This window comes from Desulfurococcaceae archaeon MEX13E-LK6-19 (genome assembly GCA_029637525.1).
GTDB lineage: Archaea > Thermoproteota > Thermoprotei_A > Sulfolobales > Desulfurococcaceae > MEX13ELK6-19.
The window spans coordinates 812,489-834,939 of the sequence record CP072660.1 but is presented as its reverse complement, the minus strand read 5'-3'; the positions used below and the strand labels follow the sequence as shown (position 1 = coordinate 834,939).

26 protein-coding genes are annotated in these 22,451 nt (G+C 38.6%); 14 read left to right on the top strand and 12 right to left on the bottom strand.

Annotated elements, in window-relative coordinates; translation table 11 throughout:
• Window positions 1-63: 63 nt before the first annotated feature.
• From J4526_04765 to J4526_04755, 3 genes are all read left to right on the top strand, one after another.
• Window positions 64-387 (top strand): ArsR family transcriptional regulator, encoded by a 324-nt coding sequence (locus tag J4526_04765; protein ID WFO76148.1) that lies wholly within the window; start codon window positions 64-66, stop codon window positions 385-387.
• Window positions 388-548: 161 nt separating this feature from the next.
• Window positions 549-809, top strand: coding sequence for a hypothetical protein (locus J4526_04760; protein WFO76147.1), 261 nt, complete (start codon window positions 549-551; stop codon window positions 807-809).
• Window positions 810-931: 122 nt separating this feature from the next.
• Window positions 932-2,071 carry a hypothetical protein gene (locus tag J4526_04755; protein WFO76146.1) on the top strand — a complete coding sequence of 380 codons (1,140 nt, stop codon included), beginning with the start codon at window positions 932-934 and terminating at the stop codon, window positions 2,069-2,071.
• Window positions 2,072-2,078: 7 nt separating this feature from the next.
• Here J4526_04755 and J4526_04750 read toward each other — a convergent pair whose 3' ends face one another.
• On the bottom strand, window positions 2,079-3,440 hold the full coding sequence (locus tag J4526_04750; protein WFO76145.1) for a RuvB-like helicase: 1,362 nt from the start codon (window positions 3,438-3,440) through the stop codon (window positions 2,079-2,081).
• A 342-nt stretch (window positions 3,441-3,782) separates the two neighbouring features.
• Here J4526_04750 and J4526_04745 point away from each other — a divergent pair, with 342 nt between their 5' ends.
• Together J4526_04745 and J4526_04740 are read left to right on the top strand one after the other, a co-directional pair.
• Window positions 3,783-4,700, top strand: a complete 918-nt coding sequence (locus J4526_04745) for a hypothetical protein (protein ID WFO76144.1) — start codon at window positions 3,783-3,785, stop codon at window positions 4,698-4,700.
• Between the two features lie 17 nt (window positions 4,701-4,717).
• Window positions 4,718-5,203: a hypothetical protein gene (locus J4526_04740; protein WFO76143.1), complete on the top strand. Its 486-nt coding sequence runs from the start codon at window positions 4,718-4,720 to the stop codon at window positions 5,201-5,203.
• 139 nt (window positions 5,204-5,342) lie between these two features.
• On the opposite strand, the gene J4526_04735 is transcribed toward J4526_04740, so the two are convergent.
• The 4 genes from J4526_04735 to J4526_04720 form a co-directional block, all read right to left on the bottom strand.
• A complete protein-coding gene (locus tag J4526_04735; protein WFO76332.1) occupies window positions 5,343-5,723 on the bottom strand; it encodes a DUF2153 domain-containing protein in 381 nt (126 codons plus the stop codon).
• An 84-nt stretch (window positions 5,724-5,807) separates the two neighbouring features.
• Window positions 5,808-6,197, bottom strand: coding sequence for a hypothetical protein (locus tag J4526_04730; protein ID WFO76142.1), 390 nt, complete (start codon window positions 6,195-6,197; stop codon window positions 5,808-5,810).
• A complete protein-coding gene (gene glmM, locus J4526_04725) occupies window positions 6,194-7,561 on the bottom strand; it encodes a phosphoglucosamine mutase (GenBank protein WFO76141.1) in 1,368 nt (455 codons plus the stop codon). The genes J4526_04730 and glmM overlap by 4 nt, the downstream gene beginning before the upstream one ends.
• Window positions 7,562-7,572: 11 nt before the next feature.
• Window positions 7,573-7,968, bottom strand: a complete 396-nt coding sequence (locus J4526_04720; protein WFO76140.1) for a hypothetical protein — start codon at window positions 7,966-7,968, stop codon at window positions 7,573-7,575.
• 114 nt (window positions 7,969-8,082) lie between these two features.
• Between J4526_04720 and J4526_04715 the strand changes: the two genes are divergently transcribed.
• The 4 genes from J4526_04715 to J4526_04700 all read left to right on the top strand — a co-directional run bounded on the left by J4526_04715 (window position 8,083) and on the right by J4526_04700 (window position 11,348).
• Window positions 8,083-8,532, top strand: coding sequence for a hypothetical protein (locus J4526_04715; GenBank protein WFO76139.1), 450 nt, complete (start codon window positions 8,083-8,085; stop codon window positions 8,530-8,532).
• A gap of 1 nt (window position 8,533) precedes the next feature.
• Window positions 8,534-9,415: a sugar phosphate isomerase/epimerase gene (locus J4526_04710; GenBank protein ID WFO76138.1), complete on the top strand. Its 882-nt coding sequence runs from the start codon at window positions 8,534-8,536 to the stop codon at window positions 9,413-9,415.
• Window positions 9,391-10,098 carry a ribonuclease HII gene (gene rnhB / locus J4526_04705; protein WFO76137.1) on the top strand — a complete coding sequence of 236 codons (708 nt, stop codon included), beginning with the start codon at window positions 9,391-9,393 and terminating at the stop codon, window positions 10,096-10,098. Before J4526_04710 ends, rnhB begins: the two co-directional genes overlap by 25 nt.
• 74 nt (window positions 10,099-10,172) lie before the next feature.
• Window positions 10,173-11,348, top strand: a complete 1,176-nt coding sequence (locus J4526_04700) for a TGS domain-containing protein (protein ID WFO76136.1) — start codon at window positions 10,173-10,175, stop codon at window positions 11,346-11,348.
• Window positions 11,349-11,359: 11 nt separating this feature from the next.
• Here J4526_04700 and J4526_04695 read toward each other — a convergent pair whose 3' ends face one another.
• Both J4526_04695 and J4526_04690 read right to left on the bottom strand, forming a co-directional pair.
• Window positions 11,360-11,773, bottom strand: a complete 414-nt coding sequence (locus J4526_04695) for an Hsp20/alpha crystallin family protein (protein WFO76135.1) — start codon at window positions 11,771-11,773, stop codon at window positions 11,360-11,362.
• Window positions 11,774-11,786: 13 nt separating this feature from the next.
• On the bottom strand, window positions 11,787-12,575 hold the full coding sequence (locus J4526_04690) for a proteasome assembly chaperone family protein (GenBank protein ID WFO76134.1): 789 nt from the start codon (window positions 12,573-12,575) through the stop codon (window positions 11,787-11,789).
• A gap of 109 nt (window positions 12,576-12,684) precedes the next feature.
• On the opposite strand from J4526_04690, the gene J4526_04685 reads away from it, so the two are divergent.
• The gene (locus tag J4526_04685; protein WFO76133.1) at window positions 12,685-14,298 is read left to right on the top strand and encodes a hypothetical protein; all 1,614 of its coding nucleotides are present in this window, start codon (window positions 12,685-12,687) and stop codon (window positions 14,296-14,298) included.
• A 53-nt stretch (window positions 14,299-14,351) separates the two neighbouring features.
• On the opposite strand, the gene J4526_04680 is transcribed toward J4526_04685, so the two are convergent.
• The 3 genes from J4526_04680 to J4526_04670 all read right to left on the bottom strand — a co-directional run bounded on the left by J4526_04680 (window position 14,352) and on the right by J4526_04670 (window position 17,191).
• Complete coding sequence (locus J4526_04680) at window positions 14,352-15,503, bottom strand: AAA family ATPase (protein WFO76331.1); 1,152 nt, start codon at window positions 15,501-15,503, stop codon at window positions 14,352-14,354.
• A 59-nt stretch (window positions 15,504-15,562) separates the two neighbouring features.
• Window positions 15,563-16,384 (bottom strand): hypothetical protein, encoded by an 822-nt coding sequence (locus tag J4526_04675; protein ID WFO76132.1) that lies wholly within the window; start codon window positions 16,382-16,384, stop codon window positions 15,563-15,565.
• A 102-nt stretch (window positions 16,385-16,486) separates the two neighbouring features.
• Complete coding sequence (locus J4526_04670; GenBank protein ID WFO76131.1) at window positions 16,487-17,191, bottom strand: CdvA-like protein; 705 nt, start codon at window positions 17,189-17,191, stop codon at window positions 16,487-16,489.
• Between the two features lie 253 nt (window positions 17,192-17,444).
• Here J4526_04670 and J4526_04665 point away from each other — a divergent pair, with 253 nt between their 5' ends.
• Window positions 17,445-17,690 carry a hypothetical protein gene (locus J4526_04665; protein WFO76130.1) on the top strand — a complete coding sequence of 82 codons (246 nt, stop codon included), beginning with the start codon at window positions 17,445-17,447 and terminating at the stop codon, window positions 17,688-17,690.
• A 59-nt stretch (window positions 17,691-17,749) separates the two neighbouring features.
• On the opposite strand, the gene eno is transcribed toward J4526_04665, so the two are convergent.
• Window positions 17,750-19,069 (bottom strand): phosphopyruvate hydratase, encoded by a 1,320-nt coding sequence (eno, locus tag J4526_04660; protein WFO76129.1) that lies wholly within the window; start codon window positions 19,067-19,069, stop codon window positions 17,750-17,752.
• 38 nt (window positions 19,070-19,107) lie between these two features.
• Here eno and J4526_04655 point away from each other — a divergent pair, with 38 nt between their 5' ends.
• From J4526_04655 to J4526_04645, 3 genes are all read left to right on the top strand, one after another.
• Window positions 19,108-19,470 carry a hypothetical protein gene (locus J4526_04655; GenBank protein ID WFO76128.1) on the top strand — a complete coding sequence of 121 codons (363 nt, stop codon included), beginning with the start codon at window positions 19,108-19,110 and terminating at the stop codon, window positions 19,468-19,470.
• Between the two features lie 64 nt (window positions 19,471-19,534).
• On the top strand, window positions 19,535-19,846 hold the full coding sequence (locus tag J4526_04650) for a chromatin protein Cren7 (protein WFO76127.1): 312 nt from the start codon (window positions 19,535-19,537) through the stop codon (window positions 19,844-19,846).
• A gap of 46 nt (window positions 19,847-19,892) precedes the next feature.
• Complete coding sequence (locus J4526_04645) at window positions 19,893-20,306, top strand: signal peptidase I (protein ID WFO76330.1); 414 nt, start codon at window positions 19,893-19,895, stop codon at window positions 20,304-20,306.
• Here J4526_04645 and J4526_04640 read toward each other — a convergent pair whose 3' ends face one another.
• Complete coding sequence (locus tag J4526_04640; GenBank protein ID WFO76126.1) at window positions 20,307-22,448, bottom strand: DNA topoisomerase I; 2,142 nt, start codon at window positions 22,446-22,448, stop codon at window positions 20,307-20,309. It abuts the gene before it with no gap.
• Window positions 22,449-22,451: the final 3 nt, after the last annotated feature.

Genomic DNA, 22,451 nt, shown 5'->3' with positions numbered 1-22,451 from the left:
AGTAGTTTCTAACAATCTAGTAGCACAAGAAGATACTAATAATAGGAAAAGGGGGCGGTATTAATGGAATCTAGTCAGCCTTTGAAAAAAGAGGGAATCTATGAAGAAAACGGAATACTATTCGTAAGAGGAGCTGACTATATAGAAAGAATAGCTTCAGCCCTCGCCTCTAAAACCAGGCTGGAAATACTAAAACTAGTTCGCGAAAAAGAACTTGACATAGGCGAGATCGCTGAAAAAATAGGACAAAGCAAAGCCAACGCAAGTGCACAAGTAAAAAGACTTGAAGACGCTGGCCTCGTAAAAACAGGCTATAAACCAGGTCAAAGAGGCGTAAAGAAGGTCTGCTGGTCTAATATAAGAGAAGTAAGGATCATTCTCGAGTAAACTCTTGGTGTAAAACATTTAGGAATACAAGTAACAACAGAGTAATACCATAATATTTTGCCCCTATAGATAATACCCTACTATTACATATAGTAGCCCTTTAAAAACAATCCATTAGTCAATTATCACTACAGAAGATAATTTCAGAGAGGAGTATAGTATTGGACATGCTGAGTTTACTAATAATAACAGTATACTTAGGATTATCATTAATTCCAATAATGTACAACCACTTAAGAATAGGATCAAAGGACTTAACAAACAAGACCACGAAAAATGTTGCAGCTTCAACACCCCGTCTTCAACACAATATAGTAATTGTATTAAATAACGTTGATGAAAAAGACTTAAAGACAATTCTCTATGAAATAGAGAAGCTCACGAAAAGACTAAGTCATAGAAATAATATGAATCAAAATTAAATAATAGAATTCATTTATGAACATTTGTTCAGAATCTTCTTAAGTTTACTCTGCATAAAATGCGACACGTCCTTTCATTTATAATCCATGTTTAATATTGAGTCCTAAGACAGGGTAGACTATTGAGATTACTAAAGACCTTAGGACCTGGATTCATAGCTGCACTCACTGGATTTGAAATAACGAACATAGTAGTGTTTATGAAGCTTGGCGCGGTTTATGGTTTCTCTGGGTTCATAATAGCAGCGTTAATGATACTCCCTTTGACTTATCTTCAACAGGTCATTCTCCTTGCAATAAACACGCCCAATGAAAACATCCTTATGTTCCTAAAGAAACATAGACTATTGTCACTGGTCTTTTGCTATACTATCTCTTCAGCAGGGTTGTTTACCGCTTATGCAAACCTTATCGGTATATCAATAATATTATCAATAGTTTATGGCTCATACTGGATTCATTATGCAATATTATTCATAGCTATCGTATGGCTTATATTGTCGAAGACAACACTAACGAGCAAAATACTCAGAATACTATCGTTTGCATCCCTATTCTTGCTCGTGTATGTAGTCTTGTTTATACTGAGCGCTAATGAATTGATTAAGAAGCCGCTAGTCTTTGAGCCAATAGAATATTTTGATCTCTTGGCCCTCTGGGGCGCGTCAGCTGCACCATATTCTATAATAATACAAATGGTTGATAAAGAAAGCAATTATGAAAGCATCTATGCTGGCGCGTTAACTACTGCGATTATAAGCATATCCGTAGCTTCAATAGGATTTATTTATCTATATCCTGTTCATACATTCGTTGTAGCTGATTCGCTTAAGCCAATATTCTTTTTCGGTAGACTAACCCTCACAGTATACAGTATAGGATTGTGTTCAGTTGTCTTCCTGACGCTTACAAGCATATATACAGCCTCAAGAATTATGACCGAAGAAATAAGCTGTACAAAAACCATAGGAATGGACACTATTTTTAACTACATGTTGTTACTGGGGGTTTTCTTAACTTTCATTATAGAACACGCCACCCTTGTACGTGAAGAAGAAGTTCTCTATACATCCCTTATAATATCATCTTCTGCGATAATAGGTGTACTATTTACAGGTCCATTAATCGTGATAACATTATTTTACGTAATATCGTGGTTGAAATATAGAGAAAACGTTTACTTTATAAATATGATTTATCTTCTAGTACTTACAATATTTTCAACAATAATAGGAGTAATGGGTTTAATTGATTTAATTTAAAACATTGTCACTTCAGGAATTTTTCTTCAAACTTACGTAGATACTCAACACTTTGCTTAACATCTATGAATAAACTCCTAGCCCTTCTCACGTCATCAGCTGTAATTGTATCTCTTCCTTCTTCTGAAGCAATAATTTTTGCTGGTTCAAGTAGTTGTACCGCGTATCTCAAACTTGTTTCGGTACCTATCTTCACGAGTTCTTCGAGTGCTTCATCTGTTAGGACGATTTCTTCTTCGTCAGCCCTGATCTTTATTATTTCTCTAATTTCCTCCGGCTTGTATGGTCTTGTTGGGATAATTAGTAGTCTATCTAGTAGGTCGAGAGGCATCCCGTGAGGCGACTCTATGTCTGTTCCACGGATTTTTGCGATGCCTCTATTTGTCGCAAGTATTATTATTGGAGCCAAATCACTCTCCATTGCACGTGACAAGAAGCTAAACGCTTCAATATCGAGCATATGAGCATCATCTATAAACAACACTCCTGGAACAATCTCCGCCTTCTTCTCCTCCAACCATTTCTTAACTTGGGCATCAACATCTTTTCTCACATCAGGGGGTATCTCCTTCTCAACACCGAGACCGAGAAGAGCAGTTATTGTTGCTCTCTGTGCTGCATAATACACATCAAGATCATGTAATGATAGCGTGTGGACTATCTCTTTTTCTTTCTTTACAGGGCCTTTGGGCATTTCAACATACTTTACTGCTTCAACATCATAGTACTTTGCTTTTTCAACGCCTTTAACACGCCCTACTCTGTGAACACGTCCTGTCTCAGCATCAATCCATATGTAGTCTCCACGTTTTACACCGAGCTGGAGTAGTTGGACAGTGATTTCTTCTCCAACATTGAGTGTCAATTGATCATCTTTTGTAGCCAACGTAATCCTGGCTTCCCTAGGTACAAGAACATATGGGTTAAATGGATGTCTTACTCTCCTAATTTTAAGTTCTTTGACAACTCCCTCATAGACTAATCTTCTCTCCTTTATTCTCACACCAATAGCTTTCCTTAGAGCTTGCATCAACACTTCTGTTTTAGATAACTCTGATGTATAGATCTCTGAGCCAGATAAAGCCATGAATGGAGTGTCTTCACCTAGTTCTCTCGCTATAGCGACCGCCAACGCTGTTTTACCAGTACCTGGTGGACCAACTAGTAGTATTCCCCTACCAGCAATGCGTCCTTCTCTAATCATCTTGACAACTATGCCAGCTGCCTCACGCGCTTCTATTTGGCCGACGAGACCATCTGCGACAGGGATTGCTTTACCTTTTTCATCAAGACCTAGACCTCTTATATGACTGTGTGCACCAATCCTCTTTATCGCCTTAACACCCTTAATTTCCTCGATCACAGGCACCGCTCTTCACCCTAAAATGATAGATATAATAGAGGATTCTTAAGAATTAATTATTCATATATCAATAAATTGTTTAGAATCTCAATACACTGTATCAAGATTATTAAGTGAAGAAATGATCAGGCGCCGCTGAAGTCCTCATAGACCCCAACCCCTAAGGCCTCGGGCAAACATACTCTCTATCATCACATCACAGTTTAATTCATACTAAAAACCGTAAAAAACCTAGATGCCCAAGAACATTTGCTTACCCTATTTTAGAAAAATTAACTGGCTATACGATATAGTTATTAAATGAAAACATTCTCCTAGTAATCGGAAAGTGATACCAGGTGTCTCAGAGTGAATCCCAATAAAGTTGTTGAAGAGAATATATTGAAGACGCTGAAATCTATTCTTGATAAGCTCTCGAAAAAACACGATCCAATGATCAATACCATTACCAAACAGATAAGAGATACTATAAACGTACTCGAGAATACCCCGAGACCCCCGATACCCACAAGAAGGTATATTGATGCATTAAGTCTTCTACTCAAATATATTATCAAGTTAAAAGGTATTGTCGAAGATTATATCAATGGCAAGCTAATGACCGAGGACTTGTATAAAGCCGTCAAAGAATATGAGGATAAAGTGTATTTGTATAGTAAAATAAGTGCCAAGGAAAGAATGAAGACTCATTTATCAATGCTAATGCCTACAATAATCATAGGGCTTACACTATTATACGCTGCAACATTACCTATAATATTATTTGATATAGTAACCATAAATATTGTTTTAGTGCTCTTGATTACAAGCATTGTACTACTACGCTATAACACAACAATAGCTAATAGTCTGACCGCATTAGCATCACTTGCATTACTCTTATCGATTATAGAAAAAGGTGTTGAACTAACCAATGTAGACATACTTTTCCTTACGGCAGTTTATGTTATAATATTGGCAGCATCGTTATCTTATGCTCACATAAGCCATATCACTACATCAAGAGCCTACTTAAGGAGGCTAGATGAAACACTAAAGCAGTTACTTGAAGAAAAACCCCCTGTTACACTAGAAACACCTAAGATTACAGAGATCGAGAAGTCGCTAAAAGATATTTACAGGAAACTATATGGAGATAAAGGCGACGAATACTTAAGCTATAGATTAACAGTATTAATGATAACAAAGAACATGAAGAAAGAGGAAGCGTTAAAAAAACTATATGATGAAGTAAAAGAAATTAGAGTTAATCAGGAGAAAAAATAAGTGATAGGTGGGAAATTATGTCCTCAAAACAATCAAGTACATCAGGTAAATCAAAGGAATTAAAGATTATAACAAAACATGTAATAACAATAGACGACATAAAGAACGATCCACGTAAAATAAAGCTCTTATACATGATAAATATTCTCGGAGGCATTTCAGAGAAGGCTTTACAACACCTAATATACTATATGAAGGAAAAAGACTATGATCTTGGATATAACTTTATAATGCTTGGCACAACACCATCAAGCAAGGATTTACACAATGACCTTGTAGCATTACTATATGTGGGACTGCTAGAAACAGATCCTAGGAGAAAACTTGTTGTAACAAGTATGGGCAGAGAGTTTCTACAGAATAATGAAAACGCTATTAGTGATGAAGAAAAAGAAAAAATAAAGAATTTAATTGACGAGCTTAGAATAAAGATTGCACCAATAGATACAGAAGTAGAACTTGCATCCCGTACTAGAAGGGCAAGAAGAAGGAGACTATTTTAGCAAATATTCCCAAATCTAAACAAAAACATATTCAAGACATCTTCTCTTCTCAATTATAATCTATAAAATTTTAGTCTATAATAAAAGAAGAACTAATACTCCCTATCTTACTGGCGTTGATGTAACGATACCCAGCTATTTATGTTGATAACGAAATTCTTCTTGGCACTTCCTTTGGCGATACCAGAATCGGGTTCAGCTTCCCTTCCTTAGCCAATTTTTCAATATACTCCTTAAAGCCGCTTGTATGTCTTATATCAAGTTCAAGCAACTCATTTAGGATCTTCCTGACTGTATTCCATACGTCTTCAAGCATTTCTTTCGGCATATGACTTATAACAAATGGTTCCTGTAACCATTGGTCAAAAGCTGTAATTGTTCTAATCATGTGCTGAAATGCCGTCCTAGATAGAACTATCAAGTCTAGTCGATCTGGATTCTTGTTTGATTCCTCAGCTTTACGGAAGCTTTCGAGTACTTCTTTTTGTTTTCTAACCCATGCATCAAGATTTGACAACATTGCAGACAATTCTCCTACAGCCTCGCTGCATAGATTTTTTATGTGATATTATTCCTTAGACCCCTATTAAACTAACCTAGTTGTTCACCCTGATGACAAGTTAACAGGTTTACCCTCGTTCAATATCTTCTCTGGGATCTTATCTTTGTATTTCTTAAGAAACTCTATATCATTTTTCCTGTTTCTCTTGTTATTAGGTAACATTATCAATATACCATTTTTTATCGGGTACCAATGTAGACATTTAGGGCAATAAACTAATCCTTCCGTAATCTCTATTTTCAGACATTCAACACAAGGATACTCTTTGTCCTTTTTTATCTCTTCTTTAAGGTACCCACAATATGTTTGACAATACGGTACAGGAATATCTTTTACCTCAATATTTTCTTCTTCTTTATTGAAAACTATTAGTTCAAGTGGATAATGTTTATCATATAGACAAGCAATTACATCAAGAGCCCAGTACCTCATCTACGAAGCACCTCTTCAGCAATACTCTTTACTGTTCTAAGTATTTCTTCTGCTTTTTCTTTGTCTTTAGCTTCAAGCATTATCCTGAGTAACGGCTCTGTACCACTAGGCCTTACTAGAACCCAAAAGTCATTACCAATAACTTTGACGCCATCAATTGTTATCTGCCTGTAATCCTTAAATACTTCTTTAACTCTCTCAACGACTTCAAGCGCTTTTTCTCTAGGCATAGGGATCTTTGTCTTGATGCCATAGTATTGAGGTAGTTCATCGAATAACTCAGATAATTTACGTCTCTCTTCAGCTAAAAGCTGGAGAAGAAGCGCAAAAGTCATTGCACCATCACGGACAGGGTGATGTAGCGGGTACATGAATCCTCCATTCTCCTCGAAACCACATATACCTCCTCTTTTTACTAATTCTCTGGAGATCCCTATACTACCTACTTTTAGCCACACTACTTCTATCCCAAGAGGCTTCATTATATCCTCGATGAGCGTACTTGAAGAAACTGCTGTAAAGACTCTTCTCGGAAGATCCTTGTGTTTTTCTGCGATGAATCGTGCTAGAATAACTGCTGTTTTATCTCCCCATTGGACTCTACCTTTATCATCAATTACTATGGCTCTATCGGCATCACCATCATGAGCTATCCCGAAATCGGCGTTAAGTGATTTAACGACTGTAGCAGTGTCAGCCAGAGTCTCCACGGTAGGCTCGGGAGGTCTACCGGGAAAAGATGGGTCCAGATTTCCGTTTATAGTAATAACCTTAACTCCTAGTTCACGTGCAACCCAAGGAGTAGTTATCGATCCAACGCTATTAGCGGGATCGACTACTACCCTGAAACCTCTCTTCCTAATAACTTCTTTATCAACATGAGAAACAATTGCCTTTACGTACTTTTCATTAACATAAGGGTATGGTTTAGGGTCTGTTAACAATGATGACCACGATGTTCTATGTACTTTCCCTGTAAAGTAAAGCTCTTCTATTTCTTGTTCTTTCTCGCGAGGAGCTTCAATACCATCACTATCAATGACCTTGATTCCATTATACTCGGGGGGATTATGGCTTGCTGTAATCATAACTCCTCCATCAAACCCATCAGTTTTAACAACGTATTGTAGTGCAGGAGTAGGCACTAGATCTGCGTCATAAACTTTTACACCAGCACTAAGAAGACCAGCTATAACAGCTTGTTTAATCATGTAACCGCCTGCTCTTATATCTCTACCAACAAGAATTCTAGAGCCCTCGCCAAAGACTGTTCCAATAGCTTGTCCTAGCCTAAGCGCCATCTCGGGTGTAAGATCCCTGTTGGTAACACCTCTTACTCCATCCGTACCAAATAACCTGCCCACACTACCCACCTTTACTCTTCTTCCACGCCAACAACTTCCTCATACTCTTCGATAATATCCTCCATCAAATCCCTTACATCGCTTTCTCCTTCACGTATGTTTACTGAAACCTTGTATCCTCGTGACTCAAGGATTCGGGATAACTCTATTGCTATATCACGTATTTCCGATAGCACCTCATCGACTATGGATCGAAGATCCTCACCTGATTCAACGAGTTCATTCATGACATCCTCCAAGTCTTCAAGAGCTCTTAGCTCTATTGTAGCTCTATTATTGTCTTCATCTATAGCTATGACTATGGCTATAGGAAGAGTTCCATGAACGCCTTGTAGCTCTCCATCCCTAACCTCGACATCAAGCTCATGGTCTTCAAGGATCTCTCTAAGCTCATCTAAAACACTCATTACATACCACCCTTGATTCAATCACTACTTAACCACTCTTATAAGAAGGAATAAAAACTATTTTAAAAGCTACTAAACTAACTACACACCCCGGTAAATCACGGTGTGATAACTATGACGGAAAAGAAGCGACTACTGTTAATCCCAGGGACTAGCAGAGATTCTATAAGAGAACTCATAGCATTCATAAACTCTCTAATACATGTAAATAGCAGAATAAACAGGATATATATTGTTGGAATCAAGGAGACCATTGAAGTTGTTGGCAAGAGCCTTCCCAGAGATGTTCTTAGAGAGAAAAAAGTCATACTCTACAGGCTCATCGAACAAAAGGACTGGGGAGCACAAGTACTAAGAATATTTGTTAATACATTACCCGATGTAATAGTATATTTTCTAAGAAGTATGAAGGATGACGAGGTTTTTGATACAAAATATTTTTACCTAATAGGCATTAAAGGAGGCTCTAAAATAATATCATACGCAGTCGATAACAGGCACGTATGTCTTGGAGACAAATATACGAGCTTAAGTGAACTAGAAAAAGCCATTGAGGAAAACTAGTATGGCATTGCCGAAAATTGGCTTGCCACTCTGGTTTGGCACAATCGAAAGAAACCATGAACGGCTCCGTGAAATAATCACGTTCTTCATTGACTATGGTGTGAAGTATGTTGAGCTAAGCATAGATTATCCTTGGCCATATAAGCATAATGATTCTCTTCAAGAGATGATAAAAGAAATAACAAGTGAAGGCATTGGGATAGCTATTCATGCACCTTGGAGAGACATCCATCTCGCATCACCTGTGGAGAGAATAAGAAAAGCGTCTGTAGACGAGGTAATCAATGCCATTGAGGCTGTTTTGTCTATAGAAACAAAACTGGAATATATTGTGCTCCATGTAAACACTATGCAAAAACTCACAATAGCAGATAATAGAAGAGAGACAATAAAGGCTGCTAAGAATAGTGTCACGGAGATCTTGGAGAAGCTCCGCGAAAAACTTGATACACTACCACTTTTGTGTATAGAGAATTTATCCAACTTATTCACAAGCGATATACAGGATCTTCCAGAAGTAATTAGCGACGAAAACCTATGTTTAGTATTAGATGTCGCACATGCATACATATCCTATATAAGGAGTTACAAAGACTACTACCGTGACTTTCAATCATTCCTACAAGATCTCATAAATATTGTTGGCGCTGAAAAAATTAATGTAATACATTTCCATGATGTCTCCGATAAGAAGAAGGAGCACATTATACCAGGACAAGGTATCATAGATTATAGAGAGGTACTTAAGGTATTAAGAAAAACTAATGCCACATACTTGCTCATAGAGGCCTATTTAGACAAAGAGCATAAACACTTGTCCTTAAAGGAAGTATTAGAGTATAGTAGGGAGTTCATGACATGGGCGAAAATTTATCTTGCGTAATAGGAATAGATGAAGCAGGCAGGGGTCCTTTACTTGGAGATATGGTTATTGCATGTGTCGTTGTTAGTAAAGAGAATTTAGAAAAAATGGTCCGTATAGGAGTAAAGGATAGTAAAAACCTAACTCCTCTAGAACGAGCCACTCTTTTAAAACACATTATAGAAAACTCCCTCATTATACTTACAACATACGTGAACCCTTACGAGATTGATGAATATAATCTCAATGAGCTTACTCTCAAGAAAATAAAGGAGATGCTAAGTGGGATATCTCGGTTACTTCCAGAGAATACCCGTATAGAACGCATAACAGTAGATATGGTCAAGGGATACCAGAAGTTCATTCCAGTGCTTGAGAGTATTTTCCCTGAAGCCAAGATTATGTTTGTAGAAAAGGCTGATGTATATTATCCCGAAGTATCGGCTGCCAGCATAGTCGCTAAAGTCTATAGGGATGTAAACCTGTATTCATTTAAGAAGATCTATGGAGACTTTGGCTCAGGATACCCTACAGACCCAAAGACTATTAGTTGGTTAAAAACACTCTATTTACAACAAGATAGCCCGCCCCCTATTCTTAGACGGACATGGGGTATTCTAGAGAGAATAACTCCACATTGGTATGTCAAGAAGCGGAAACAACGAACTAAACCGGAGAATAGGAGTATTCTTGATTTTATTTAAGCGAAAAATCTAATGAAATATAGTACTGGAAAACTACTACGTTCCTTCTGGACTGGAGCAAATGGTGACCGGCTATGGTAACTAATCTGCCAGCTGAAGCTAGGGCCAAATGGCTAAAAGTAATGGAAGCTAAGACTCCCGAGGAAAAGATACGTGCTTTAGAAGAATTTCTATCAGCTGTACCAAAGCATAAGGGGACAGCAAATCTTAGACTATGGGCAACCCGTAGGCTTGCCGAGCTTAGAGAAGAAGTTGAGGAAAGGAAGCGAAGAAGAGGAGGAAGAGGGCCACGTATATTCATTGAAAAAGAAGGGGCAGCACAAGTTGTTGTAACAGGGATGCCTAATTCTGGTAAAAGCAGTATTGTCAACATGCTTACTGGCGCTCGTACAGTAATTGCTGATTACCCGTTTTCGACAACAGAACCTGTGCCGGGTATGTATCGTTATGAAGACATTTTCTTCCAGCTAATAGATACGCCGCCACTTGTTCCTGGAAAGAGATGGCTGTGGAATACAAGAGTGATAGGGTTAATAAGGAACGCCGATGCCATAATTCTCGTCCTAGATAACGCCGATGATCCCGTCACACAATTCAAAGAGTTATCGAGAGAGCTTGAGGAGTCTGGTATACTGTTATACAAGCCAGAAGGCAGGGTTGTTATAGAGAGGCAAAGAAGCGGTAAAACAGGTATAAGAGTCACTATCATGGGGAAACTAGTTGATTGTACTCCCGACGACATAAGGAAACTTCTTGAAAGCTACAGGATATACAATGCACACGTCAAAATCTATGGAAAAGTAGACCTTGATATGGTAGAACAAGCTATTCTCGAGACGAAAATGTATAAACCAGCTGTTATAATAATCAATAAAGCAGATCTTGACCTAAAGAAGGCTGTTGATTCTGGAAAAAGGATATACGAAATGACTAAGAAGATTATACCAGTTATAATAGCATCAGCGAAATTAAAGAAGGGGTTTGAGGAACTTGGAAAGATTCTTTTCCAAAACCTAGAGCTGATAAGAATCTATACTAAGCAGCCGAATAGTGAACCGTCACCAAAACCCCTTATTCTAAAGAAAGGTGCGACAATACTTGATGTAGCTAAGGCTATCCACAAAAAATTCGTTGAAACATTCTTATATGCAAAGATATGGGGTCCTTCAGCTAAATATCCTGGCGAGCGTGTAGGTCTCGACCACGTTGTTGAGGATGGAGATATAGTTGAAATCCACACTAAAATATAATTGAAAATTGATTAGAGAGGTCTCCTAGGAACCCTTATCCTCACTATCTTCCTATTCTCATCTTTCTCAATAACAGCCTTACTTGTATCAGCATCTTCAGGCAATTCTATTTCAGTATAATATCTATCGAACACTGTTTCCCTGGATACGGTCCATCTATCAAATCTTACTCCACGAGATAATCTGCACTCAACTCTTATTCTCCTACCTCTAAACTCGATAGACAGTGATTTTAGATCAGCATACGGCAAGTCAACAAGGATTACATAACTATCATGACGCTCCTCACGTGATACAAGAGGTTCAAGTCTACCAGTGGTATCCCACATAGGCCTTTCTTCTAGTTCTCTTAATGCTTCTTCAAATTCTCTCCACATTTTCTTTATTTCTTTCCTGACTTTCTCGAAAAGCTCGTCAAAAGACATAGTACCACCCCCGTTATGTATACATGAGCGGCATCTGCATCTCGTAATTCTTCTGCATTTGCATCATTGCCTTCTTGGTTTGCTTCATTAGCTCTCTTGCCTGTAGTTTTATTAACTCAGCTTCTTCAAGAAGCTTACTTACATCAATAGTAACCCCTGTTATAGACGATAATGCTTTGAGAGCCTCAGCTGAGGCCTCGGGATCAGGGAAATCAAGAAATGACTCAACAAATATTGCTATGTTCCTCAAGCCTTTCCTTTTAGCTTCTTTTAAGATAACCGCATAAGGACCTACGACAAAACCTTCATTCAGTGTTTCAAGCCCGGTTTTCTTCATAAGTTCCGCCGCATCATCCGTTGTTGCAATCCAATATGCTTTCGGTTTCTCTATTTCCAGTCTATTTGGTGCAGCTATTCCCGACAATGATATAATATAGTCAACACCTAGGAGACTCGCATATTCGACAATTGTCTTCGCTACAGGATAAACCGAGGGTACAGGTAATGGAGCTTCAGCAACCAAGGCTAAGACATTACCATCGTTGTTAATGTATATACGGAAGGGGCTCATAGGAGACGCGTTATGTATAACCGATACTGGCTGGAAGTATTTTGACGAATCTATTTCGGCAAACATTTTTGTCTCGATTTTAGTAGTCAGGTACTTTGTAGCAAGAGCACCAACAAGTCCTGCGTCAGGTAATCCAAGAACAAGATAAGCTGGATGCTTCAGCCTTGGCTCAACATATTCATAGATCTCTATATCATTTAGTACATGCTTTCTTATAGGATGACTCACCATCACATATTCACCTACAGAATAATCTCTCCAAGAAATATCTACTACATTACAACACTATAAAGTATTAGTTACACTATTACGGTTATTTGATAATTTAGGTAACCACCAATTGCTAAAGAACAAAAACAGGGTATCAGCCAACAAAGAATGTGGTAAGAGAATCATGAATAAACTCGTGGGCCCCAAGGCTGTCTCGCTAAGCTATCTCGATGGTATTGAGTTACTAACTGAGCTCATATACTGGAAAATGATCTATGGGAAATATAAAGGAGCTTTATTAATTGGTTCAATAGAAAACAGTATTCTTCACTACTTAGGCAAAATACTAGAATTAAAAAAAGGTGTTCTCAAGTCAATAAATACTATCCCCGATCAAGACCATGAAGATAATATATTCTCTCATGAGGAACCCCTTTATCCAATAATATTTTTGACAAGAAATATTGATGCCAAAAACAAGTTACTCTTTATCCTTAACAAGTTTCATGAAATAGCCATAGTTACCGATTATAAAGATCTTGATGATTTAATACAACTATTAGGTAAGACAAATAATTTAGAAAAAACCATTGTTCTCGCTCGTTTTCCATGGAAGAAGAGTTACCGATATGTAGTGCTTGTATTTAACGGAGATACCATAAACATAAAGCATTTACCAGGACCGTTTATCATTCTAGAAGGAAAAAGAATAGAGTTATACAAAAAACATTCAGTAAGAGCCGAGCGGTCAAAAACTATAGCGATTGTACATGATTTCTCGTTTTTATATAATCTTCTAAAAAGATATGCTTCCCAGGAAGAAATACAGAAAATTAATTTCGAACTAACACGTTTTGTCGATGAAGAGTGTTTTACTATACGGAAACCAAGCTATAATACACAAAAACATTGTAGGAGAGCTGACATAGAAGGTTTTTTCGAAGATAAAACAGGATTAAAGAATTGTGTACTGCTTAAAACACCGTTTCATGCATATTATACCGTATTCTCGAGAATAAACAAAAAGAATGTGGTGATGCCTGAATCGAACTGGCCGGGAACGATGTCCATAGCTAGTTTCTTTAAAGAAATCACTATACTACATGCTGATATCAATATTGTTGACAAACGTATCAACGAGAAAATATACTATCCACCTGAATGGAAAAGCCGGAAAAATAGTAACGGCCGTGCTATAGTCATCTCTATTCCAAGTATTCTTGGAACAAATTTACTGGATATGCTAGAGGATAATGGCTCTGAGATAGTAATAGATTCAATGACGTTTTCACGTAGATTACTTAAAGGCGACTACATAGTCTTTATTTTACGTAAAATAGTTCCTGTTGACGATCTATCTGCTACAATTGTCTGTAGTGACTATCATATCCAAGTACGTGAAGAATTTCTATTGAGCACCGATCTAGATATACTAGGATTCTTTGTAGAAAACTTCAATTATATTATGAAAAGAAGAGATGAACTTATAGAACAATATATCAATGCAGTGAACAGTATTGTTGACGCACTTAATCCGCCAATACCATATTCGGGATATATAGTGTTGTTTAAGAGGGACTGCCGTGTAAGAACGATTTTTCATAAGAACATATATGGTAAGATGAAAGGTCTTTATGGAATACTATTGAGTGGTCTTGAAGAACAGTCGTTTTTAGAAAACAGCATAAGGGAACTTGTGTGCGGGGACTCCGCTACCCCAGGGGTTAAGTCATCAAATCTATAGGCATGACTTTCTTCATAGCCCCCGCACACAAGATAATCATCGGGGTCTCCGGTTTATATCGACATATATGCTTTACTCCATTCCATTATCATTGCCAGCTGTTTTCTATCAATACTTGGTTTAACCAATTGTATTACTTTGACGAAGTCACTCATGGTTATAGGTCTTGGAGCAAGTGTTTCTCCTGTACCCGCTTTCTCTAGGATTTCTCCGGCTACATTATTCTGTACTTCAGTCACTATCTGCTTTATGTCGAAACTTGAATATCCTTCAGTTAGTTCAGCTAGCTTCTCCGTGTCAACACTCGGATCAAGTTTGTAGACCCTCATCAGCTTACTTATGTAATATTCGAATAGTTTCTTTCTCGTAGCTTTGTCAGGCGGTGGAATGTATACTCTCTTCTGGAATCTACGTATGAAACCAGGGTCAAGAAGCCAAGGCTTATTTGTTGCTCCTATTACGAATAATGGGAGTTCTTCATCACTCTTACTGATCAAGCCATCCATTTCTATTAGGAACTGGTTTCTAGCTCTGACTTCTCCACCTACTTCACTGCTATAGCTTCTCAAGAGACCATCTACTTCATCTACAAATACTATGACAGGTATGCCCTTTAGCGCGATATCCCTGGCTGTGTTGAAGAGTCTTTTAACATTCTTCTCGGCTACACCAAGCCATTTAGACATAATGTCTGCCATTGTAACTGAAATAAGAACCGCGTTTGCCTCATTAGCCAAAGCGAGAGTTATGTATGTTTTGCCACAGCCTGGGGGGCCGAATAATAGTATTCCACGGGGCCATCCCAAGGGGTAGAGTTCAGGTTTACGTAGAGGATAAATGACTATTTTCTTTAGAAGATTCTTAACATGATCTAGTCCAACTACATCTTTAAATGTAATATTTACCCGCTCACCAGGGTACAGAATACTGAAATCGTGTGTATCACCAGGTACTGTGTCACGTCCTCCTTGAGGTAGTGCACTTAACTGTTTTTCGAGAACCTCTATTCTCTTGCTGTATTTTTCAGCTAGCACCCTGTATAGTGGAGTAAATGGTGCATCGGGGTAAAGGCTTATTATCTTATTGAATAGCTCTACAGCTCTCTTATAGTTTTTTAATGCTTCTTCATAATCACCTCTCCTATCAGCTAAAACTGCTCTTTTGGCGTATCTTCTTGCATGCTCTTCCAGTGGGTTTATTGTCAGAACTACGTCACCTCATAATATTGGTGAGTATAAACTTAAATGAAAATCATGGAGTTAAGTTATTTCTTGAAGACTATTTTTCCTTCTTCATAGAGTTTATTTAATGCCTTGAGTACTGTTGTTTTATCGACGCCATATTTTCTTATGAATGCCTCGATGTCTAGGAAGCCGTTTGTAAGCATGATTTCATCTAACAACCACTTCTTTACTACATCGATTCCGACATTGTTTTTCGTAGTATTTCTTGCATTTTCTTGCTTGTACCAGCTACCGCCATATCCGATTATTTGGGGCGTTGGTGTGTTCTGTGGCGGTAGGAGATCCTTTAATTCCTCAGTTGCATCAGTTCCCACGTCAACATTCTTGGGCTTAACTTTACCATATATTGGCGGGATTGTTGTTGAGGCCATTATGCTTGATACTTCTTTCTCTAGTTCAGCCATTTTCTCCATGAGCTCGGGCGTTACTTTAGCAAGCATCGGCTTTAGGTTGCTTATTACGTTCATTATTTCTGGTAGCTGGTCGAACGTGTTGCCCATCTCAAGCATTGTCTCAAGACGTAGCTGGATCTGATACACACTCTTCTTAGCGTGCTCCATTAATGCAATAAGCTTGCCTACTTCATCCATTTCTATAAGCAGTATCTTGTGATGATCGCGATCACCCTTAAGTGCTGCTTCTTTAGCCTTCTTTGCTAGATCATTGTAACGATCTTCCATTCTTCTTCTCGTAATCTCTATTTCCTCAAGCACCTTGGCTATGATGTGAAGTGTTTTTAGTATAGCTGGCGATCTCTCGTCTTTTCTTGAACTAAATAGCCTGGTGAACCACCCAAACCAGCTCAGCGGCCCCCCTGACCCATAGCCAGCAGAGATACTCACTTAATCCACCTCATATACATGTTCATATACATAATCACAATGAATAAGGTTTAAAACACATTATGTTTAGTATTACCAGGATAATACATTAATAAAACCATGTTATGTTGAGTCAATAACTACTACAGGCATAGGCTGTTCTTGACTAGGTATGTTATCCTTCTCCTCTTCCTCTTCCTCAGTGTTCACAGTCTGTATAGGTAGAGGCTGTGTCTCAAGACCCTCCATCTTGTCAATGAATCTCTTCACATCCTCTTTCTCATGAATCGCGTATTCTAGGTACTTTCTTATCTGGTCAGCCACAGCTTTGTATGTCTTGTCGGATATTTCTCCTGCTATGTAGCTCATCTTTACTGATGTAAATGCTTTATCTAATTCTACTATGGTATCCTCTAGTTCGGCAACTTTCTTTCTGAGCATCTCTTTGACCTTCTTGGCGTCCTCTTTTGCCTTTACAAATTCGTCTTCAAGTTTCTTCTTGAATAGCTCATATGAGTGTCTTGGAATCTCTTTCTTAGCATAAAGGTCTTCTAGGGCATAGAGCCTCTTCCTAAGGATCTCTAGTCTCTTAACTATCTTCTCGGCTTCAAACTGCCAGTCGGGTATCAGTATAATGCTATCCTGTACAAACCTGACTTGCTCAATTGGTACTTGGAGATAGTTCTTCTCGCCTAGACAAACCTCTACAGCATCAACATTACCATCTGCATCGCTGAAGAAGCTTATGAGCGTGCCTAGGATCCTGCCATAGGGATCTTTAACATGTTTACCAAGGTATTTTTCAACAAAGTTTATAGATATACCCATCCCGGAGACCCCTCATGCATAGGTTCTAACCAGTAGCTCGACAATACTAGCTTTATAAAAGAAGAGACACATCATTAGCAAAGATACAGTATTATGGTGCGAGGTTAAATCAGCAGCCTGGTTCCTGGCATCGCCCCGGCCTAAGAGGACCGGGCTACCACGCTTTTAACCCTCATCACACCCATATAGTGTTATGTATCCTGGGTTTTATCTACTCTTCTCAAAACACACTAATCCAATGAGGTGGAAAATAATGGGACTCGAGTCTTTGAGTAACGCCTTATCAGCGATAGGAAGCATATTTGGTGGAGCACAAGGAATAGGTACTGCCTTCGTGTTAGCTGGTATTCTGATACTATTAGGTATTGGACTAGGGTTTGCTGTATGGTTCTTAGTGAATATCATAAAGCAGCTACCCAAGATGACTCCTAGCGAGTTCCTGAAATTCATAGTATTCCTAGCAGTATCGCTAATAATAGTTGGTATAGTCTTACCCTAACATTCCAATACATAAAACATGATGTGTTAAAAAGACAATGTTTTTAATGTGTAAAGAGCCTACTTTGGTTTCCTTGGAAATACTGTAAACCCTGGATAGAACGGGTCATCGAGTTCTTCTTCTATAGCCAGTAATCTGTTGTACTTGGCTGTTCTTTCTCCTCTAGCAGGTGCTCCTGTTTTTATCAACCCTGTTCCGAAAGCTACAGCAAGATCTGCTATGGTCGTATCTTCTGTCTCTCCACTTCTGTGACTTATTATTGCCTTGTAGCTGCTTTGTCTCGCTATCTCAATTACATCCATTGTCTCGGTGAGTGTACCAACCTGGTTCACTTTAACTAGAATAGCGTTGGCTGCACCTATTTCTACTCCTTTTCTGAGTCTAGCAGGGTTTGTTGTAAACAAGTCGTCTCCTACAATCAATATCTTATTACCTAGCTCTTTTGTGATCTCTTTGAATGCCTCGAAGTCCTCCTCATAGAATGGGTCTTCGATACTGACTATAGGATACTCGTCTACAAGAGCTTTGTATAGGTCGAGTAGCTCGTTCCACGTATACTTCTTGCCCTCTAGTACGTACACTTTTTCTTTCTCGTCATAGAACTGGCTTGAAGCAACGTCTAGAGCTAGTGCTATGTCTGTTCCAGGACTGTATCCAGCAGCCTTTATGGCGTTGATTAGGGCGTCTAGTGCTTCACGTATATTCTCCATTGGCGGCGCGAAACCGCCCTCATCGCCAACATTTATTGCCAGTAAACCATACTTTTCCTTCAAGAGCTTCTTTAACTCATGGTATGTCTCTACAGCTGCTTTTATTGCTTCAGAGAAACTGCTGAAGCCTGCTGGGACTATCATGAATTCCTGGAAATCAAGCTTGTTACCTGCGTGAACACCTCCATTGATAATGTTCATTAGCGGTACAGGTAATGTTCTAGCACTAGCTCCACCAAGATACATGTATAAAGGCATATCATAGGTTGATGCAGCCGCTTTAGCTACAGCTAGACTTGTTGCAACAATAGCGTTTCCTCCCAGTTTACTCTTATTGGGGGTTCCATCAAGGTTTATCATTTTTCTGTCTATACTTCTCTGTCTCCTACTATCCATGCCCTTAATGGCTGGAGCTATCACATTGTTAACATTGTAGACAGCTTTAGAGACGCCTTTACCATGATAATCTTTTCCACCGTCACGAACTTCTACAGCCTCGTGGGTCCCTGTTGAGGCGCCTGATGGTGCTGCCGCGATACCTACTCCTCCACCTTCTGTAGCTACTATGACCTGTACCGTCGGGTTTCCACGTGAATCTAATATTTGCCGGGCGCGAACATCTTTTATACGGAACATCTCGTCCGCAACAAGCACATGTACGTACTGCATATACTTCACCTAACCCTAGTAGAGAGCGGAGGATGTATATGAGTATTAATGGTGCTGAATCATTACATAAAATCTCGTTAGCATTAATAGCCGTGTTCATGCTAGCTTATCCTTTGCTCTATATCTTTCTTACCAAGAATATGAAGAGCCGTCCTCTATACTCCGCATTTATTTATGGCTTGCTTTTACCACCATTCTATACGCTGTACCAATTTTACCAGGGGCTTTGCCTTATTTTTTCAATACTTGTCCTAGCTCTATGGATTACGTCACTGGTAGCGATCAAGCACTCTTTGCTACAAAAGTATCTAAATACTAGGCTTAGTGATATCATACACATCATAGTAGTTGAAATCATGTTGTCTATGATTGTATGGTACTACTCTACATTGTTGTCATAGAGGAAGAGTTTATATCATACAATACCATACACTATTGTCTAGTTAAAATAGAGAAACGGTGTTGATGTTGCCTAGGAAAAAGAAGATTACCTGTCCTAGGTGCGGTACCGAAGTAGAAGAACCCGTTAAGACATGGCAATTAGTTGCACCAATACCTGATAGGAAAGGCAGAATAACAATTACCATAATGGGTAGCTTCGAGTGCCCAAAATGCGGACATAAATGGAGGGGTGTAGTCAGTAAGATCAAAGTAGGCGGGTCCAGTATCGAAGTAGGCGGTAAGGAGATCAAAGAAGAGGAAGAAGAAAAACGCCCACCAAAAATCATCGAGCTCGATTTAAGCGATCTTGATGAACTTGATGAAGAAGAAATATAACAAGGGTGTATAAGCTACATTGTTAAAGAAGAAACACTTAGAGTACATGTTTTTTATAGCAATAGTAATCATCATACTCGCTACCAGGTTTATCATATTACCAGCGGTAACAGGAACCGATGTCCCAATAGCTGTTGTTGAAGGAAAAAGCATGTTTCCTCTATTAAGAGAAGGCGATATAGTATTTATTAAAAAAGTTTCCCCAGAAGACATTCATGTTGGAGACGTAATTGTTTACGAGTATAGAGGCAAGTACATCATACATAGAGTAATTAAGGTGATCCATCAAAACGGAAAAACATACTATGTAACGAAAGGAGACAACAATTTTGTCATAGATCCGTATTATGAGCCGGGCGTCCCTTATGATAAAGTGAAGGGAAAAGTCGTTGAAATAGGGGATAACACAGTACTAAAAATACCCTATATAGGCTATTACACTCTTTGGATAAACAAGTGATCAAATTTTTCTCATTATAATCTCTTTAATTACTTCGCGAACCCACTTACCGGTTGATTTAAGTTTAGCTAGTTCCCTAACGTACTGTTCCCAGTTGACTCCCTCACGTCTCCTCCATTCACTATACATCTCCTTGAGCGCCTCAAGCGCCTTAAAATGATATATACAAAGGTTTTCTCTATACACTTCCCTATTACACAACAAACATTTCTCCGGAGGATCCATTATACCTAGTCTCCAAGCAAGTTTTAGACCGACTTCTTTCTTCTTTTCATCAAATCTCCTAAGTAGTTCCAAAAGAGTCTTCTTAGCTTCATTTATTACCTCCTCTCTTCTACGCTTCATAATCCTTATTTCTTCTAAGTAGTTCTCGAACTTCCTGGTAAGCTCTACACTTGTTAACTCACTGAAGTACTCCGTCAAAACCTCTATAACACCTTGTCCAAGACTTGTTGCTTCCGTTGCACCACCCGTGCTCTTGAGATATTTTCGTTTGAACAACAACTCTATTATTCGTGCTCTAGTCGCCTCAGTACCAATATTATTAGACTCCATCCATCTAAGGATCTTAATACGCGATAGCTTCTCAGGAGGTTTTGTGAAGACTCTTCTTATAGAGACTGATAGTATTCTCACTTTTTCGCCGACTTCAAGTGTAGGAGCCCCTTGTTCAGATGGTTTATGGAAGTAATAGTATCTTAGCCATCCTAAATACACTATTTTTTGGCCAGTTAATTGAAAACTTATATTACCATTGATCGTCAGAGGCTTCAAGACAATAGTTTTATGAGCTATTCTTGCAGGTGGTGCAAAAACCGCTAAGAACCTCCTGACGATCAAATCATATATCTTCTGTTCATCAGAACTCAATTTTTGGGGTATTATACCGGTGGGATATATTGCTGGATGAGCCGGGTCCTCCTTGGGTCCCTGGACGGGTTTTAATACACCACGTGTCTCCTGCAAGAGCGTTTTCACAAGAGCATTGTATTGATAAATTTTTGCAAGATTATCAAGTATGCCTCTATAATCTAGTGTTGGAGGAAGTTTTTGGCTGTTTGTCCTCGGGTAGCTTATGTATGCACTAAGATATAGTTTCTCTGCTATAGATTGTGTTTTATATGGACTAAACTTATAGATCTTTGCCGCTTCTTCTTGGAGGTCACCAAGGTTGAATGGGGGAGGTGGGTTAAGTTTTCTTACATCTTCCCTATAATCCTCTACAACAAGTACTCTTGACTCTCTTAGTTTGTCTCGTATATACTCGGCTTGCCTCCTAGTCTCAATAAGAGGGCCTTTGTATTCCAGTTGATACTTCATATCGCCAACAAGTATTGATACAGATATAGTGTATTGTGGTAATGGTATGAACAAGTTTCTAGCAATATTGTTTTCGACAACATATCTTAACGTCGGCGTCTGTACGCGTCCAGCACTAAGAACTATTCTTTTCCCCGAAACACTATACACACTATCCATCAGTGCTCTACTAACATTAATACCCCATATCCAGTCAAGTTCATGGCGGCATAAACCTGCTTCAACCATATTCCAGTCGAGACTAGTAAGATTGTTGAATGCTTGTCTTAGCTCTGTTTTTGTTAGACTAGAGAATTTTGCTCTATAGCATTTATTTACATCACCGAAGTTTTTTATCACCATGAAACCTATTACCGATCCCTCTATGTCGTAGTCGCAAGCATTGATGTAGTAGTCTCCGTTGCTACAAATCTTCCTTAATAATTCAATAAACTTCCTTGTATGTGATGCATCCTTTTCAATCATGTAAAGTGGTTTCCATACATATGTGAATACAGGGTATCCTCTTTCATCGGTATCTAATCCAAATAAATGACCTGCCGCAGGCGTTATCGTTATTGTAAGTACTCCTTTTTTGATAACCCAGTACGGTATATTACTGTACCTATAGACCTTTCCATAGCCCAGGTATGATAGTGCTTCATAGATTTTCTTGGCAGCCTTGGGTTTCTCCGCGATAACAACAATATTGCCCTTCAAATCGAGTATACTAACTCGTTTTACAATAGCTTGACGATATACTGTTTTCTCTTTCTCTATCTTACTCTCCTGCGCTTTTCTTAAGTAATCTAATAGTGTTGCTGCAAAACGTGTTTTTGACATAGC

Bases quoted from the DNA above. Each gene is read 5' to 3' on its own strand.
- J4526_04655 (WFO76128.1), top strand. From the start codon at position 19,108: ATGAGTATTAATGGTGCTGAATCATTACATAAAATCTCGTTAGCATTA.
- J4526_04690 (WFO76134.1), bottom strand. From the start codon at position 12,575: ATGGTGAGTCATCCTATAAGAAAGCATGTACTAAATGATATAGAGATC.
- J4526_04700 (WFO76136.1), top strand. From the start codon at position 10,173: ATGGTAACTAATCTGCCAGCTGAAGCTAGGGCCAAATGGCTAAAAGTA.
- J4526_04730 (WFO76142.1), bottom strand. From the start codon at position 6,197: ATGAGGTACTGGGCTCTTGATGTAATTGCTTGTCTATATGATAAACAT.
- J4526_04670 (WFO76131.1), bottom strand. From the start codon at position 17,191: ATGGGTATATCTATAAACTTTGTTGAAAAATACCTTGGTAAACATGTT.
- J4526_04740 (WFO76143.1), top strand. From the start codon at position 4,718: ATGTCCTCAAAACAATCAAGTACATCAGGTAAATCAAAGGAATTAAAG.
- J4526_04650 (WFO76127.1), top strand. From the start codon at position 19,535: ATGTTGCCTAGGAAAAAGAAGATTACCTGTCCTAGGTGCGGTACCGAA.
- J4526_04645 (WFO76330.1), top strand. From the start codon at position 19,893: ATGTTTTTTATAGCAATAGTAATCATCATACTCGCTACCAGGTTTATC.
- J4526_04715 (WFO76139.1), top strand. From the start codon at position 8,083: ATGACGGAAAAGAAGCGACTACTGTTAATCCCAGGGACTAGCAGAGAT.
- J4526_04735 (WFO76332.1), bottom strand. From the start codon at position 5,723: ATGTTGTCAAATCTTGATGCATGGGTTAGAAAACAAAAAGAAGTACTC.
- J4526_04640 (WFO76126.1), bottom strand. From the start codon at position 22,448: ATGTCAAAAACACGTTTTGCAGCAACACTATTAGATTACTTAAGAAAA.
- J4526_04710 (WFO76138.1), top strand. From the start codon at position 8,534: ATGGCATTGCCGAAAATTGGCTTGCCACTCTGGTTTGGCACAATCGAA.
- J4526_04665 (WFO76130.1), top strand. From the start codon at position 17,445: ATGGGACTCGAGTCTTTGAGTAACGCCTTATCAGCGATAGGAAGCATA.
- J4526_04765 (WFO76148.1), top strand. From the start codon at position 64: ATGGAATCTAGTCAGCCTTTGAAAAAAGAGGGAATCTATGAAGAAAAC.
- rnhB (WFO76137.1), top strand. From the start codon at position 9,391: ATGGGCGAAAATTTATCTTGCGTAATAGGAATAGATGAAGCAGGCAGG.
- J4526_04720 (WFO76140.1), bottom strand. From the start codon at position 7,968: ATGAGTGTTTTAGATGAGCTTAGAGAGATCCTTGAAGACCATGAGCTT.
- eno (WFO76129.1), bottom strand. From the start codon at position 19,069: ATGCAGTACGTACATGTGCTTGTTGCGGACGAGATGTTCCGTATAAAA.
- J4526_04695 (WFO76135.1), bottom strand. From the start codon at position 11,773: ATGTCTTTTGACGAGCTTTTCGAGAAAGTCAGGAAAGAAATAAAGAAA.